9 protein-coding genes, 2 tRNA genes and 3 rRNA genes (1 of these 14 running past the window's edge) are annotated in these 16,008 nt (G+C 62.4%); 12 read left to right on the top strand and 2 right to left on the bottom strand.

Annotated features, from left to right (window positions below):
- The 12 genes from B7D75_RS27830 to B7D75_RS27775 all read left to right on the top strand — a co-directional run.
- Nucleotides 1-322, top strand: a 16S ribosomal RNA gene (locus B7D75_RS27830); it begins 1,214 nt to the left of the window's first position.
- A 64-nt stretch (nucleotides 323-386) separates the two neighbouring features.
- Nucleotides 387-463: transfer RNA gene (locus tag B7D75_RS27825), tRNA-Ile, on the top strand.
- A 28-nt stretch (nucleotides 464-491) separates the two neighbouring features.
- A tRNA-Ala gene (locus B7D75_RS27820) sits at nucleotides 492-567 on the top strand.
- A gap of 224 nt (nucleotides 568-791) precedes the next feature.
- A 23S ribosomal RNA gene (locus B7D75_RS27815) occupies nucleotides 792-3,681 on the top strand.
- Between the two features lie 143 nt (nucleotides 3,682-3,824).
- Nucleotides 3,825-3,940 (top strand): 5S ribosomal RNA (rrf, locus tag B7D75_RS27810).
- The 16S, 23S and 5S rRNA genes sit together here with 2 tRNA genes alongside, the layout of an rRNA operon.
- A gap of 402 nt (nucleotides 3,941-4,342) precedes the next feature.
- Nucleotides 4,343-5,314 (top strand): phosphate ABC transporter substrate-binding protein PstS, encoded by a 972-nt coding sequence (gene pstS / locus B7D75_RS27805; protein WP_012077967.1) that lies wholly within the window; start codon nucleotides 4,343-4,345, stop codon nucleotides 5,312-5,314.
- A gap of 419 nt (nucleotides 5,315-5,733) precedes the next feature.
- The gene (locus B7D75_RS27800; RefSeq protein ID WP_079741203.1) at nucleotides 5,734-7,767 is read left to right on the top strand and encodes an ABC transporter permease subunit; all 2,034 of its coding nucleotides are present in this window, start codon (nucleotides 5,734-5,736) and stop codon (nucleotides 7,765-7,767) included.
- Nucleotides 7,768-7,786: 19 nt separating this feature from the next.
- Entirely contained in the window at nucleotides 7,787-9,463 is a 1,677-nt protein-coding gene (gene pstA / locus B7D75_RS27795) for a phosphate ABC transporter permease PstA (protein ID WP_012077965.1), read from the top strand.
- 15 nt (nucleotides 9,464-9,478) lie between these two features.
- Nucleotides 9,479-10,312: a phosphate ABC transporter ATP-binding protein PstB gene (gene pstB, locus B7D75_RS27790; RefSeq protein ID WP_034082758.1), complete on the top strand. Its 834-nt coding sequence runs from the start codon at nucleotides 9,479-9,481 to the stop codon at nucleotides 10,310-10,312.
- Nucleotides 10,313-10,406: 94 nt separating this feature from the next.
- Nucleotides 10,407-11,135, top strand: coding sequence for a phosphate signaling complex protein PhoU (gene phoU / locus B7D75_RS27785; protein WP_003156748.1), 729 nt, complete (start codon nucleotides 10,407-10,409; stop codon nucleotides 11,133-11,135).
- A gap of 117 nt (nucleotides 11,136-11,252) precedes the next feature.
- Nucleotides 11,253-12,155 carry a response regulator gene (locus tag B7D75_RS27780; RefSeq protein WP_053806874.1) on the top strand — a complete coding sequence of 301 codons (903 nt, stop codon included), beginning with the start codon at nucleotides 11,253-11,255 and terminating at the stop codon, nucleotides 12,153-12,155.
- A 115-nt stretch (nucleotides 12,156-12,270) separates the two neighbouring features.
- A complete protein-coding gene (locus tag B7D75_RS27775) occupies nucleotides 12,271-13,170 on the top strand; it encodes a peptidoglycan DD-metalloendopeptidase family protein (protein ID WP_003154446.1) in 900 nt (299 codons plus the stop codon).
- Nucleotides 13,171-13,203: 33 nt separating this feature from the next.
- Here the strand turns inward: B7D75_RS27775 and B7D75_RS27770 are convergent, their stop codons facing one another.
- Together B7D75_RS27770 and phoR are read right to left on the bottom strand one after the other, a co-directional pair.
- Nucleotides 13,204-14,544: a hemolysin family protein gene (locus tag B7D75_RS27770; protein ID WP_012077961.1), complete on the bottom strand. Its 1,341-nt coding sequence runs from the start codon at nucleotides 14,542-14,544 to the stop codon at nucleotides 13,204-13,206.
- 102 nt (nucleotides 14,545-14,646) lie between these two features.
- A complete protein-coding gene (gene phoR / locus B7D75_RS27765; protein ID WP_041025438.1) occupies nucleotides 14,647-15,978 on the bottom strand; it encodes a phosphate regulon sensor histidine kinase PhoR in 1,332 nt (443 codons plus the stop codon).
- Between the last annotated feature and the right edge of the window lie 30 nt (nucleotides 15,979-16,008).

The raw sequence follows: 16,008 nt of genomic DNA, 5'->3' as shown, positions 1-16,008 counted from the left end.
GGCTACACACGTGCTACAATGGTCGGTACAAAGGGTTGCCAAGCCGCGAGGTGGAGCTAATCCCATAAAACCGATCGTAGTCCGGATCGCAGTCTGCAACTCGACTGCGTGAAGTCGGAATCGCTAGTAATCGTGAATCAGAATGTCACGGTGAATACGTTCCCGGGCCTTGTACACACCGCCCGTCACACCATGGGAGTGGGTTGCTCCAGAAGTAGCTAGTCTAACCGCAAGGGGGACGGTTACCACGGAGTGATTCATGACTGGGGTGAAGTCGTAACAAGGTAGCCGTAGGGGAACCTGCGGCTGGATCACCTCCTTAATCGAAGATCCCAGCTTCTTCATAAGCTCCCACACGAATTGCTTGATTCACTGGTTAGACGATTGGGTCTGTAGCTCAGTTGGTTAGAGCGCACCCCTGATAAGGGTGAGGTCGGCAGTTCGAATCTGCCCAGACCCACCAATTGTTGGTGTGCTGCGTGATCCGATACGGGGCCATAGCTCAGCTGGGAGAGCGCCTGCTTTGCACGCAGGAGGTCAGGAGTTCGATCCTCCTTGGCTCCACCATCTAACAATCGTCGAAAGCTCAGAAATGAATGTTCGTGGATGAACATTGATTTCTGGTCTTTGCACCAGAACTGTTCTTTAAAAATTCGGGTATGTGATAGAAGTAAGACTGAATGATCTCTTTCACTGGTGATCATTCAAGTCAAGGTAAAATTTGCGAGTTCAAGCGCGAATTTTCGGCGAATGTCGTCTTCACAGTATAACCAGATTGCTTGGGGTTATATGGTCAAGTGAAGAAGCGCATACGGTGGATGCCTTGGCAGTCAGAGGCGATGAAAGACGTGGTAGCCTGCGATAAGCTTCGGGGAGTCGGCAAACAGACTTTGATCCGGAGATCTCTGAATGGGGGAACCCACCTAGGATAACCTAGGTATCTTGTACTGAATCCATAGGTGCAAGAGGCGAACCAGGGGAACTGAAACATCTAAGTACCCTGAGGAAAAGAAATCAACCGAGATTCCCTTAGTAGTGGCGAGCGAACGGGGATTAGCCCTTAAGCTTCATTGATTTTAGCGGAACGCTCTGGAAAGTGCGGCCATAGTGGGTGATAGCCCCGTACGCGAAAGGATCTTTGAAGTGAAATCGAGTAGGACGGAGCACGAGAAACTTTGTCTGAACATGGGGGGACCATCCTCCAAGGCTAAATACTACTGACTGACCGATAGTGAACCAGTACCGTGAGGGAAAGGCGAAAAGAACCCCGGAGAGGGGAGTGAAATAGAACCTGAAACCGTATGCGTACAAGCAGTGGGAGCCTACTTGTTAGGTGACTGCGTACCTTTTGTATAATGGGTCAGCGACTTATATTCAGTGGCGAGCTTAACCGAATAGGGTAGGCGTAGCGAAAGCGAGTCTTAATAGGGCGTTTAGTCGCTGGGTATAGACCCGAAACCGGGCGATCTATCCATGAGCAGGTTGAAGGTTAGGTAACACTGACTGGAGGACCGAACCCACTCCCGTTGAAAAGGTAGGGGATGACTTGTGGATCGGAGTGAAAGGCTAATCAAGCTCGGAGATAGCTGGTTCTCCTCGAAAGCTATTTAGGTAGCGCCTCATGTATCACTCTGGGGGTAGAGCACTGTTTCGGCTAGGGGGTCATCCCGACTTACCAAACCGATGCAAACTCCGAATACCCAGAAGTGCCGAGCATGGGAGACACACGGCGGGTGCTAACGTCCGTCGTGAAAAGGGAAACAACCCAGACCGCCAGCTAAGGTCCCAAAGTTGTGGTTAAGTGGTAAACGATGTGGGAAGGCTTAGACAGCTAGGAGGTTGGCTTAGAAGCAGCCATCCTTTAAAGAAAGCGTAATAGCTCACTAGTCGAGTCGGCCTGCGCGGAAGATGTAACGGGGCTCAAACCACACACCGAAGCTGCGGGTGTCACGTAAGTGACGCGGTAGAGGAGCGTTCTGTAAGCCTGTGAAGGTGAGTTGAGAAGCTTGCTGGAGGTATCAGAAGTGCGAATGCTGACATGAGTAACGACAATGGGTGTGAAAAACACCCACGCCGAAAGACCAAGGGTTCCTGCGCAACGTTAATCGACGCAGGGTTAGTCGGTTCCTAAGGCGAGGCTGAAAAGCGTAGTCGATGGGAAACAGGTTAATATTCCTGTACTTCTGGTTACTGCGATGGAGGGACGGAGAAGGCTAGGCCAGCTTGGCGTTGGTTGTCCAAGTTTAAGGTGGTAGGCTGAAATCTTAGGTAAATCCGGGGTTTCAAGGCCGAGAGCTGATGACGAGTCGTCTTTTAGATGACGAAGTGGTTGATGCCATGCTTCCAAGAAAAGCTTCTAAGCTTCAGGTAACCAGGAACCGTACCCCAAACCGACACAGGTGGTCGGGTAGAGAATACCAAGGCGCTTGAGAGAACTCGGGTGAAGGAACTAGGCAAAATGGCACCGTAACTTCGGGAGAAGGTGCGCCGGCTAGGGTGAAGGATTTACTCCGTAAGCTCTGGCTGGTCGAAGATACCAGGCCGCTGCGACTGTTTATTAAAAACACAGCACTCTGCAAACACGAAAGTGGACGTATAGGGTGTGACGCCTGCCCGGTGCCGGAAGGTTAATTGATGGGGTTAGCGCAAGCGAAGCTCTTGATCGAAGCCCCGGTAAACGGCGGCCGTAACTATAACGGTCCTAAGGTAGCGAAATTCCTTGTCGGGTAAGTTCCGACCTGCACGAATGGCGTAACGATGGCGGCGCTGTCTCCACCCGAGACTCAGTGAAATTGAAATCGCTGTGAAGATGCAGTGTATCCGCGGCTAGACGGAAAGACCCCGTGAACCTTTACTGTAGCTTTGCACTGGACTTTGAGCCTGCTTGTGTAGGATAGGTGGGAGGCTTTGAAGCGTGGACGCCAGTTCGCGTGGAGCCATCCTTGAAATACCACCCTGGCATGCTTGAGGTTCTAACTCTGGTCCGTGATCCGGATCGAGGACAGTGTATGGTGGGCAGTTTGACTGGGGCGGTCTCCTCCTAAAGAGTAACGGAGGAGTACGAAGGTGCGCTCAGACCGGTCGGAAATCGGTCGCAGAGTATAAAGGCAAAAGCGCGCTTGACTGCGAGACAGACACGTCGAGCAGGTACGAAAGTAGGTCTTAGTGATCCGGTGGTTCTGTATGGAAGGGCCATCGCTCAACGGATAAAAGGTACTCCGGGGATAACAGGCTGATACCGCCCAAGAGTTCATATCGACGGCGGTGTTTGGCACCTCGATGTCGGCTCATCACATCCTGGGGCTGAAGCCGGTCCCAAGGGTATGGCTGTTCGCCATTTAAAGTGGTACGCGAGCTGGGTTTAGAACGTCGTGAGACAGTTCGGTCCCTATCTGCCGTGGACGTTTGAGATTTGAGAGGGGCTGCTCCTAGTACGAGAGGACCGGAGTGGACGAACCTCTGGTGTTCCGGTTGTCACGCCAGTGGCATTGCCGGGTAGCTATGTTCGGAAAAGATAACCGCTGAAAGCATCTAAGCGGGAAACTTGCCTCAAGATGAGATCTCACTGGGAACTTGATTCCCCTGAAGGGCCGTCGAAGACTACGACGTTGATAGGCTGGGTGTGTAAGCGTTGTGAGGCGTTGAGCTAACCAGTACTAATTGCCCGTGAGGCTTGACCATATAACACCCAAACAATCTGACGATTGTGTGTTGTAAGGTGAAGTCGACGAACCGAAAGTTCGCATGAACCGCAAACACCTTGAAATCACATACCTGAATCCGGATAGACGTAAGCACAAGCAAACGGATATCCAACCGAATTGCTTGACGATCATAGAGCGTTGGAACCACCTGATCCCTTCCCGAACTCAGAAGTGAAACGACGCATCGCCGATGGTAGTGTGGGGTCTCCCCATGTGAGAGTAGGTCATCGTCAAGCTCCTATCCCAAAACCCCTGGCCAGCAATGGCCGGGGGTTTTGCTTTGGCGCGCGGAAAAAAGCGCGCTTTCTCGTTTCTTTTCTCGACCGTGAGTGCCGGCGGCGGCTGTCACAATTGCCCTGGAATCTACCCATCCTGCATGAAACGGATGGACGGCTATCTCCCCCAGGCGAAGCGAAAACGCGCCCAGAGAGCCTCCCCGGCCCTTCCCTGAAAGGCTGTAACCCCTGTTTTTCCTGGCTTTCAGGGGTGAGGTGGGGTTTCTCCCAAGGCTTGCGTAAAAATCTCGGAAAGCTGATGGCATTTCATCCAACTGTCATATTCCTTTCATAGAGTCTTCATGCGGCCTGACGATACTGGCCCCCGTTCCATCCAACCCCATCCTGTCCAAGGAGCAAGGCATGAAACTCAAGCGTTTGATGGCGGCCCTGACGTTCGTCGCCGCAGGCGTAGGCGCCGCTTCCGCGGTAGCCGCGATCGACCCGGCGCTGCCGGAATATCAGAAAGCCAGCGGTGTGTCGGGCAACCTGTCGAGCGTCGGCTCCGACACTCTGGCCAACCTGATGACCATGTGGGCCGAGGAGTACAAGCGCCTCTATCCGAACGTGAACATCCAGATCCAGGCTGCCGGTTCCTCCACCGCGCCGCCGGCCCTGACCGAAGGCACCTCCAACCTGGGCCCGATGAGCCGCAAGATGAAGGACGTCGAGTTGCAGGCCTTCGAGCAGAAGTACGGCTACAAGCCGACCGCCGTCCCGGTCGCCGTCGATGCCCTGGCGATTTTCGTGCACAAGGACAACCCGATCAAAGGCCTGACCATGCAGCAGGTCGATGCGATCTTCTCCGCGACCCGCCTGTGCGGCAGCAAGCAGGACGTGAAGACCTGGGGCGACCTGGGCCTGACCGGCGACTGGGCGAAGAAGCCGGTGCAGCTGTTCGGCCGCAACTCGGTTTCCGGCACCTATGGCTACTTCAAGGAAGAAGCCCTGTGCAAAGGTGACTTCCGTCCGAACGTCAACGAGCAGCCGGGTTCGGCTTCCGTGGTGCAGTCGGTCAGCCAGTCGCTGAACGGCATCGGCTACTCCGGTATCGGCTACAAGACCGCCAGCGTGAAGACCGTCGCCCTGGCCAAGAAGGAAGGCGCCGCCTTCGTCGAAGACAACGAGCAGAACGCCCTGAACGGCACCTACCCGCTGTCGCGCTTCCTCTACGTCTACGTGAACAAGGCGCCGAACAAGCCGCTGGATCCGCTGGAGGCTCAATTCCTCAAGCTGGTCCTGTCCAAGACCGGCCAGCAGGTCGTGGTCAAGGATGGCTATATCCCGCTGCCGGCCAAGGTGGCCGAGAAGGCGATCAAGGAACTGGGCCTGTAATCCGGTGACTTGAAAGGGCGGCACGTGTGGCCGTCCAGACATGAAGGCTCTGCCGGCGGGCGCCACGACCCGCCGGCCTTTCCCGCCAGCGAGGCTCTGCTGGCGGGCTTTGTTGCGTCATGTTGCTGTCATCTGTCTGTCATACAGAGCCTTTAGGGTGTCACCCCATGAACGACATGGCCAACTCCCCGATGAATTCCTCCCTTGCTCCCGAGCGGATTGACTTCAATACGCCAGCCCTGCAACGCAAGCGTCGCCTCCGTGCCCTCAAGGACCGCCTGACCCGCTGGTACGTGCTGGTCGGCGGCCTCGCCGTGCTGGCGGCGATCACCCTGATCTTCTTCTACCTGGCCTACGTCGTGCTTCCGCTCTTCCGCGGCGCCGACCTGGAGACCCGTGAAGCACTGACCCCGGCCTGGATGCAGCAGGCCCAGACGCCCCTGTTGCTCAGCATCGAAGAGCAGAACCAGGTGGCCATGCGTGTCGGCAGCCAGGGCGAGATCCTTTTCTTCAACGCCAAGACCGGCGTCGAGCTGAAGCGCGTCGCGCTGCCGCTGCCGGCGGGCAGCGAAATCCGTTCGATCGCCCAGGACCAGCCGGGCAGCCCGACGGTCGCCCTGGGCCTGTCCAACGGCCAGGTGCTGGTGTTCCAGCACACCTACAAGGTCACCTACCCGGACAACAAGAAGACCATCACCCCGGAGATCGCCTTCCCCTACGGCGAAACCCCGATCAGCCTGGATCCCCAGGCCCGTCCGCTTGATCACGTGAGCATCAATGCCGGCGACGACAGCCTGCTGCTGGCCGGTTCCGTCGACAGGCAACTGCTGTTGCTGAGCATGACCCGCGAGGAGAACATGCTGACCGGCGAGAGCACCCTCGACCAGGAGCGCATCGAACTCCCGCAGATCGCCGAGCCGGTCAAGGCCATCTACCTCGATCCGCGCAAGCAGTGGCTGTACGTGATCAACGGACGCGCCACCGCCGACGTGTTCGACCTGCACAGCCGCCAGTTGAACGGCCGCTACAAGCTGCTGGAAGATCCCGGCGCCGCCGTGACCGCGAGCACCCAGCTGCTCGGCGGCATCTCGCTGCTGGTGGGCGACTCCAAGGGCGGCATCGCCCAGTGGTTCATGGCCCGCGATACCGACGGCGAGCCGCGCCTGTCGCATGTCCGCGACTTCAAGCTGGACGGCGCGCCGATCAGCGCGATCGCTCCGGAGCAGCGGCGCAAGGGCTTCATCGCGCTGGACGAGAAGGGCAACCTCGGCGTCTTCCACAGCACCGCGCACCGTACCCTGCTGGTCCAGCCGGTGGCCGACTCTTCCGGCGTGATCAGCCTGTCGCCAAGGGCCAACCGCCTGCTGCTGGAGCAAGGCGGCAAGCTCCACCGCTTCACCCTGGACAACCCGCACCCGGAAATCTCCTGGAGCGCACTGTGGGGCAAGGTCTGGTACGAGAGCTACGACAAGCCGGCCTATGTCTGGCAGTCCACCGCCGCGACCACCGACTTCGAACCCAAGCTGAGCCTCTCGCCGCTGACCTTCGGCACCCTCAAGGCGGCCTTCTACGCGATGATCCTGGCCGCTCCGCTGGCCATCGCCGCCGCCGTCTACACCGCCTACTTCATGGCCCCGGCGATGCGCCGCAAGGTCAAGCCGGTGATCGAGCTGATGGAAGCGCTGCCGACGGTGATCCTCGGCTTCTTCGCCGGCCTGTTCCTGGCGCCCTATGTCGAAGGCCATCTGCCGGGCGTGTTCAGCCTGCTGTTGCTGACGCCGCTGGGCATCCTCCTCGCCGGCCTGCTCTGGAGCCGCCTGCCCGAGCGTATCCGCCTGAGCCTGCCGGCCGGCTGGGAAGCCGCGCTGCTGATCCCGGTGGTCATCGCCGTCGGCGCCTTCGCCCTGTGGCTGAGCCCGCATCTGGAGACCACCTTCTTCGGCGGGGACATGCGCCTGTGGCTGAGCCACGACCTGGGCATCACCTACGACCAGCGCAACGCCCTGATCGTCGGTCTGGCGATGGGCTTCGCGGTGATCCCGAACATCTTCTCGATCGCCGAGGATGCCATCTTCAGCGTGCCGCGCAGCCTCACCTATGGCTCCCTGGCACTCGGCGCCACGCCCTGGCAGACGCTGACCCGCGTGGTGATCCTGACCGCCAGCCCGGGCATCTTCTCGGCGCTGATGATCGGCATGGGGCGCGCCGTCGGCGAGACCATGATCGTGCTGATGGCGACCGGCAATACCCCGGTGATGGAACTGAACATCTTCGAAGGCATGCGCACCCTGGCGGCCAACGTCGCGGTGGAAATGCCCGAGTCGGAGGTCGGCGGCAGCCACTACCGCGTGCTGTTCCTCTCGGCGCTGGTACTGCTGACGTTCACCTTCGTGATGAACACCCTGGCAGAGCTGATCCGTCAGCGTCTGCGCAAGAAATACGCGTCGTTGTAAGCGGCGGAGGTATAGCTCTGTGAAACAGAAACAGGAAACCGTCAAAGCCTGGTTCGGCAGCGGCTCGCCCTGGGTGTGGCTGAACGCCGGCGCGGTGGCCATCGCGGTGATCATGACCATCGGCCTGCTGGCGGTGATCGCGGTGCGCGGCCTCGGTCACTTCTGGCCGGCGAACGTCATCGAGGCGACCTACCAGATCCCCGGCGAAGCCGCCAAGACCGTGATCGGCGAAGTGGTCCAGGCCGAGGAAGTGCCGCGTGCGCGGCTGCGCAGCGCCGGCATGCCGGTGCCGGAGGCCGGCCCCGAGTTCATGACCCGCGAACTGCTCAAGCTGGGCAACCGCGAGCTCTACGGCAGCGATTTCTCCTGGGTGGTCGGCGAGTGGCTGCAGGACATCAAGCGCCCCGAAGCGCTGATGGTTCTCGAACGCCGCGAGTGGGGCAACTTCTACGGCTACCTGCTGAGCGTCAAGGAGAACGGCCAGGTGGTCGCCGAAGGCGACGCCGCGGTAGCCGAACTGCAGAAGCGCATGCAGCGCGTGGATGACCTGTACGCCAAGCTCTACAAGCTGGAGAAAGGCGATATCGGTGCCATCAACCATGGCCTCGAGCGCCTGCGCCTGGAGGAGCGCAAGCTTCAGCTGGACGGCAAGCTGGACGCCGCCGCCCAGGCCGACCTGGCCGCCGGGCGCAGCGAGCTGCAGGCGCGCTACAAGGTGCTGGAGGAACAGCTCAACGGCCTGCACCAGGAGTTCAATCGCGACAGCGTGATGATGCGCGATGCCAGCGGCCGCGAGAGCGAGATCACCCTCGGCAAGCTGGTCCACGCCTACCAGCCCAACGCCATGAGCTTCGGCACCAAGTTCGTCTTCTACTTCAAGAAGCTCTGGGAGTTCCTCAGCGACGACCCGCGCGAGGCGAACACCGAGGGCGGTATCTTCCCGGCGATCTTCGGCACCGTGATGATGACCCTGGTGATGGCCCTGATCGTCACCCCGTTCGGCGTGATCGCCGCGGTCTACCTGCGCGAATACGCCAAGCAGGGGCCGCTGACCCGGGTGATCCGCATCGCCGTGAACAACCTCGCCGGCGTCCCGGCGATCGTCTATGGCGTGTTCGGCCTGGGCTTCTTCGTCTACGTGCTGGGCGGCTCCATCGACCGTCTGTTCTTCCCCGAGGCGCTGCCCGCGCCGACCTTCGGCACCCCCGGGCTGTTCTGGGCCTCGCTGACCCTGGCGATCCTCGCCGTGCCGGTGGTGATCGTCGCCACCGAGGAAGGCCTGGCGCGGATTCCCCGCGCAGTCCGCGAAGGTTCCCTGGCGCTCGGCGCGACCAAGGCCGAGACGCTGTGGAAGATCGTCCTGCCGATGGCCAGCCCGGCGATGATGACCGGCCTGATCCTCGCCGTGGCCCGCGCCGCCGGCGAAGTCGCGCCGCTGATGCTGGTCGGCGTGGTGAAACTGGCGCCGTCGCTGCCGGTCGACGGTAACTATCCGTACGTGCATCTCGACCAGAAGATCATGCACCTCGGTTTCCATATCTACGACGTCGGTTTCCAGAGCCCCAACGTCGAGGCCGCACGGCCGCTGGTATACGCTACGGCGTTGCTGCTGGTCGTGGTGATCGCCCTGCTGAACTTCTCCGCCATCGCGATCCGCAATCGCCTGCGCGAGAAGTACAAGGCCCTGGAAAACTGATTGAGGGAGCTTCCCATGCAACACGAGACCGCCAGCCACGGCATCAACTTCGATGCACTCGGACGCGACCGCCAGAGCCTCGACCTGGCTTCCGAAAGCGTCGAACTGGAAGTGCCCGGGCTGAACCTGTTCTACGGCGCCAAGCAGGCCCTGTTCGATGTCCGGATGAACATTCCGAAGCAGCGCGTGACCGCTTTCATCGGCCCGTCCGGTTGCGGCAAGTCGACCCTGCTGCGCTGCTTCAACCGGATGAACGACCTGGTGGACGGCTGCCGCGTCGAAGGCGAGATCCGCCTCGATGGCCACAACATCTTCGCCAAGGGCGTCGATGTCGCCGAGCTGCGCCGCCGCGTCGGCATGGTGTTCCAGAAGCCCAACCCGTTCCCCAAGAGCATCTATGAGAACGTGGTCTATGGCCTGCGCATCCAGGGCATCAACAAGAAGCGCGTGCTCGACGAGGCCGTCGAATGGGCTCTGAAAGGCGCCGCCCTGTGGGACGAGGTGAAGGACCGCCTGCACGAGTCGGCTCTCGGCCTCTCCGGCGGCCAGCAACAGCGCCTGGTGATCGCCCGGACCATCGCGGTGGAGCCGGAGGTATTGCTGCTCGACGAACCCTGCTCGGCGCTGGACCCGATCTCCACGCTGAAGATCGAGGAACTGATCTACGAGCTGAAGTCGAAGTTCACCATCGTCATCGTCACCCACAACATGCAGCAGGCCGCGCGGGTTTCCGACTACACGGCGTTCATGTACATGGGCAAGCTGATCGAGTTCGGCGACACCGATACGCTGTTCACCAACCCGGCGAAGAAGCAGACCGAAGACTACATCACCGGCCGCTACGGCTAGCGGTTCCCCGGAGGCGCGGCGAGCCCGCGGCCTCCGGCCCTTTCCGTAGCCAGTAGATGCCACCGGTCGCAGCGGTTCCAGAAGGATTCCCCACATGATCAACAAAGACAGTCTCACCCATCACATCTCCCAACAGTTCAACGCCGAGCTGGAGGACGTGCGCAGCCACCTCCTGGCCATGGGCGGGCTGGTGGAGAAGCAGGTCAACGACGCGGTCAACGCGCTGATCGACGCCGATTCCGGCCTCGCCCAGCAGGTCCGCGAGATCGACGACCAGATCAACCAGATGGAGCGCAACATCGACGAGGAGTGCGTGCGTATCCTCGCCCGCCGCCAGCCGGCGGCTTCCGACCTGCGCCTGATCATCAGCATCTCGAAGTCGGTGATCGACCTCGAGCGCATCGGCGACGAGGCTTCCAAGATCGCCCGCCGCGCCATCCAGCTGTGCGAGGAAGGCGAGTCGCCGCGTGGCTACGTCGAGGTGCGCCACATCGGCACCCAGGTGCAGAGGATGGTCCAGGAGGCACTGGACGCCTTCGCCCGCTTCGACGCCGACCTGGCGCTGTCGGTGGCGCAGTACGACAAGACCGTCGACCGCGAGTACAAGACCGCCCTGCGCGAGCTGGTCACCTACATGATGGAGGACCCGCGGGCGATCTCCCGCGTGCTCAACGTCATCTGGGCCCTGCGCTCGCTGGAGCGCATCGGCGACCATGCGCGCAACATCGCCGAGCTGGTGATCTACCTGGTGCGTGGCACCGACGTCCGCCACATCGGCCTGACCCGGATGAAGGAAGAGGTCGAGAACAACCGCGGCGAATGACCCTCTATCGGCAAGGCTCCTTGATCTGGAGCCTTGTTTCTTCGCGCCACCGCAGCAAGGCTTGGCATCCTGCCAGCAGGGAAGGCTATCCTAGGCGAACCTGTCCAGGAGAAGTCGATGAGCAAAGTCAGCGCGCTAGTGGTGGATGACGCCCCCTTCATCCGAGATCTGATGAAGAAAGGGCTGCGCGACAATTTCCCCGGCCTCCATATCGAAGAGGCGGTGAACGGCCGCAAGGCCCAGCAACTGCTCAGTCGGCAGGCCGTCGACCTGATCCTTTGCGACTGGGAGATGCCGGAGATGTCCGGCCTCGAGCTGCTGACCTGGTGCCGCGCCCAGGAAAACCTCAAGACCACCCCGTTCATCATGGTCACCAGCCGCGGTGACAAGGAAAACGTGGTCCAGGCGATCCAGGCTGGGGTCTCCGACTACATCGGCAAGCCATTCTCCAACGACCAGCTGGTGGCCAAGATCAGGAAGGCCCTCAGCCGCAGCGGCAAGCTGGAAGCCCTGGCCGCCCATGCGCCGCGCCGGGAGATCGCCAGCGGCATGGCCAACGATTCGCTGGCGGCGCTGACCGGCGGTCGCGCGGAGGTCATCAGGCCCGCCGCGTCACCGGCGAAGCCGGCCGCCATGCCGAAGCCGGCCGCCGCTCCCGCGGCCAGCGCGCGTCCCGCCGCCAGCGGCAATCCGCTGGGCCAGGCGCAGTTGCGCCTGCCACAGAGCAGCATGCCCTGCGTGATCAAGGCGGTCAGCCTGAAGGAAGCGCAACTGGTGGTGAAGCGTGCCGACCCGCTGCCGCAGGTGCTGGAAAGCGCGGTGCTGGACCTCGAGGAGAACAGCGACGTGGCGCGTCTCAACGGTTACCTGCACGCCATCGCCGCGCTGGAGCCGAAACCGGACAGCGACTGGCTGCTGCTGACCCTGCGTTTCGTCGATCGCGACCCGCAGAAGCTCGACTACCTGTCGCGCCTGATCGCTCGCGGAAGCTCCCAGAAGCACTACGTTCCCGGCGCCTGAACGGCATTTTCCCGACGATCCGTTCACAGCCCGCTCGCTGGCGTCTCGCTCCGGCAATGAAGCGCTGCTAGTCTTGCCGATTCGGGATAACCAGAACGACACGATCCGTGCAGTCATGCTAGGGCGCCTTCTTCTCCTCTGTGGCCTGTTCGCCGCGGCGGCTCCCGCCGCGGCCCTGACCATCTACAAGTACACCGACGCCAACGGCGTGGTGACCTACTCCGATCGCGCCGTGGCCGGAGCGCAGGTGTTCGTCTTCCGCGACCGGATGGTCGAGCGCCTGGAACGGGAAGTGAAGCTGGAGACGAAGAAGCACGCCGGCGGCGAGACCCTGCAGGTGCGCAACGATCTCTACGCGCCGGTCGAAGTCGAGCTGCGCATCCGCAACCCGCGCAATGCCGTCGGGGTGCCCGACGGGCCGATCCGCTGGGTGGTCCCGGCGCGCAGCCAGGTGCGCCTGGCGACCCTGGCGCCGCGCAAGGCCGGCAAGCCGATGAGCTACACGCCGAAGCTGCGCTACGCGCTCGGTGACCCGCGCCAGCAGCCGTTGCTCTACCGCTATCCGCTGCCCTGGCGCGGCGGGCCGTTCCGCCTGTCCCAGGGCGCCAATGGCAAGTACAGCCACTTCACCCCCAAGGGCCGCTACGCGATGGACATCGCCATGCCCGAGGGCACGCCGATCATCGCCGCGCGTGGCGGTACCGTGGTGAAGATCGAGAACAACCAGAGCGGACGCGGCAACAATCCCTCGGGCAACTTCGTGCGCATCCTCCACGACGACGGCACCATGGGCGTCTACCTGCACCTGATGCGCCACTCGGTGCTGGTCGCCGAGGGCCAGCGGGTCCAGGTCGGCACGCCGTTGGCGCGCTCCGGCAACACCGGCAACAGCAGCGGGCCGCACCTGCACTTCGTGATCCAGCGCAACGTCGGCCTGGCGCTGGAATCGATTCCCTACGACTTCGCCCAGCCGGTCGACACCCTGCCGAACTTCGCCATCGTCCGCGAGCCGTGAGAAACGCCGGCGCCGTGGCAGCGCCGGCTCGTTTCAGCCGAGCTTGACGACCTTGGCCAGGACGATCTTCGGACCGCGCATCTTCTTCACGATGATCCGCAGGCCTTCGGTGTCGAGGACTTCCTCTTCCTCCGGGACCCGCTTCAGGGTGTCGTAGACCAGCCCGGCGAGGGTGTCCGCCTCGACGTGGTCGAGGTCGATGCCGAGCAGGCGTTCGAGCTTGAACAGCGGCGTATCCCCGCGCACCAGCAGCTTGCCCGGCTGATAGGCGAGGATGCCGCGCTCGGTCTTGCGGTGTTCGTCCTGGATGTCGCCGACCAGCACCTCCAGCACGTCCTCCATGGTCAGGAAGCCGACCACCTTGTGGTCGGCCTCTTCCACCACGGCGAAGTGCGCGCCGCCCTTGCGGAACTGCTCCAGCAGGCGCGACAGCGGGGTGTGCTTGGTGACGATCTCCAGCGGGCGCACCAGTTCGTCGAGGTCGAAGGTCTCCGGCAGGCTGTCCAGCGCGGACAGCGCCAGCAGCAGGTCCTTGATGTGCAGCAGGCCGATGAACTCGCCCTTGTGGCTGTCCCAGACCGGGTAGCGGCTGTACTTGTGGCGACGGATCACCGCGAGGATGTCCGCCAGCGGCGCGTCATGCTCGAGGTAGACCAGGTCCTCGCGGGAGTTGGCCCAGTCGACCACCTCCAGCTCGCCCAGCTCCACCGCCGAGGCCAGCACGCGCATGCCCTGGTCGCTGGGATCCTGCGCGCGGCTGGAGTGGAGGATCAGCTTCAGCTCGTCGCGGCTGTAGTGGTGCTCGTGGTGCGGGCCGGGCTCGCCCTGGCCGGCGATCTTGAGGATGGCGTTGGCGCTGGCGTTGAGCAGCCAGATCGCCGGATACATCAGCCAGTAGAAGAGGTACAGCGGCACCGCCGTCCACAGCGACAGCAGCTCCGGCTTGCGGATCGCCCAGGACTTGGGCGCCAGCTCGCCGACCACGATGTGCAGGTAGGAAATGATGAAGAACGCGGTGAAGAAGGAGATCCCGCGGATCAGCTCCTCGGAATGCACGCCGAGCATCGCCAGCAGCGGCTCGAGGAGTTCGGCGAAGGCCGGCTCGCCGACCCAGCCCAAGCCCAGGGAGGCCAGGGTGATGCCCAGCTGGCAGGCGGACAGGTAGGCGTCCAGCTGGTTGTGTACCTTGCGCAGGATGGCGCCGCGCCAGCCGTGCTGCTTGGCGATGGTTTCCACGCGGGTGGCGCGGAGCTTGACCATGGCGAACTCGGCGGCGACGAAGAAGCCGTTGAGCAGGACGAGGAAAAGCGCGAAGAGGATCAGGCCGGCATCGGCGAAATAGGTGGCGATGCTGGTACTAGGAGAAGGGTCCATGAGGGTGTGCGGTAGCCAAAAGGCCCTTAAGAATGAGGGGCTGTGCCGTCGCTTGCAAGTCTTGGCCGCGCCCGCGTCCGCCCGTGGCGGCGCGGAATGCGGTCACTCCAGAGCCCTGCGCTCGCGTTCGGCGACCTGCGCCGGAGCGAAATGGCAGGTGAAGGTGCTGCCCTTGCCGGGCACGCTGCTGATTTCCAGGCGCGCGCGGTGGCGGATCAGCACATGCTTGACGATGGCCAGGCCGAGACCGGTGCCACCGGTGTTCGAGGCGCGGCTGGAATCGACCCGGTAGAAGCGTTCGGTCAGGCGTGGCAGGTGCTTGGGGTCGACACCGATACCGGTGTCCTGCACCGACAGGTGCGCGCCCTGTTCGTCGGCCCACCAGCGGATGCGGATCTCGCCCTCGTCGGGGGTGTACTTCACCGCGTTGAACACCAGGTTGGAGAAAGCGCTGCGCAGCTCCGCCTCGCTGCCCTTGAGCTGCACCGCGGGCGCGGCATCGAGGCTGATGCGGTGGTTGCGCCCGGCGGAGAGGGCCTGGGCGTCGTTGCGGATGCTGGCGAGGAGGGCGTCCACCGCCACCGGCTTGTTGTCGCCGGGGTAGTCGGTGGCTTCCAGCTTGGCCAGCAGGAGCAGGTCGTTGAGCAGGTTCTGCATGCGCCCGGCCTGCTGCTGCATCTGCTGCAGGGCGCGCAGCCAGCGCGGGTTGACGTCCTCGACGTTGTCCAGGAGGGTCTCCAGGTAGCCGGCGATCACCGTCAGCGGCGTGCGCAGCTCGTGGGAAACGTTGGCGACGAAGTCCTTGCGCATCTGCTCCAGCTGGTGGACCCGGGTGACGTCGCGGACCAGCATCAGATGCTCGCGGTTGCCGTAGAGGGTGATGTGGAACTGCAGGCGCAGGCGTTCGTTGATCGGCGAGGGGATTTCCAGCGGCTCGCGGTAGTCCTCCTGGTCGAAGTATTCCTTGAAGCGCGGATGGCGGATCAGGTTGCTCACCGGCTGGCCGCCGTCCTGCGGGGTCTTCAGGCCGAGCAGGTTTTCCGCGGCGAGGTTCCACCATTCCAGGTTGCCGTCGCTGTCGAGCATGATCACCGCGTCGCGCAGGGCCGCGGTGGATTCCTGGATGCGGTCGATCACCGCCTGCAGGCGCCCGCGGGCGCGCTGGTTGCGACGTTGCAGGTGGTAGATGTTGTCGAAGACTTCGCCCCACAGCCCGTAGCTGTCCGGTGGCGGCTCGTCGGGCTGGTGGTTGCGCAGCCACTGGTGCAGGCGCAGCAGTTGCCAGAGGGTCCAGCCGAGGTAGAGGCCCAGGCCGAGGGCCAGGGCCCAGCCGTAATGGCCGCTGGCCACGCCGAGCACGAGGCTGGCGGCCAGCACGAGAAGCAGGTGGCGGATCAGCGCTCCACGCCAGTCTTGGTTCACGACGGATTGCATCCTGTCCAGCGGCGGTCCGTCACGGACCGA

This window comes from Pseudomonas paraeruginosa, from assembly GCF_003025345.2.
GTDB lineage: Bacteria > Pseudomonadota > Gammaproteobacteria > Pseudomonadales > Pseudomonadaceae > Pseudomonas > Pseudomonas paraeruginosa.
The sequence above is the reverse complement of the archived record's forward strand: the minus strand, read 5'-3'. Positions and strand labels throughout refer to the sequence as shown.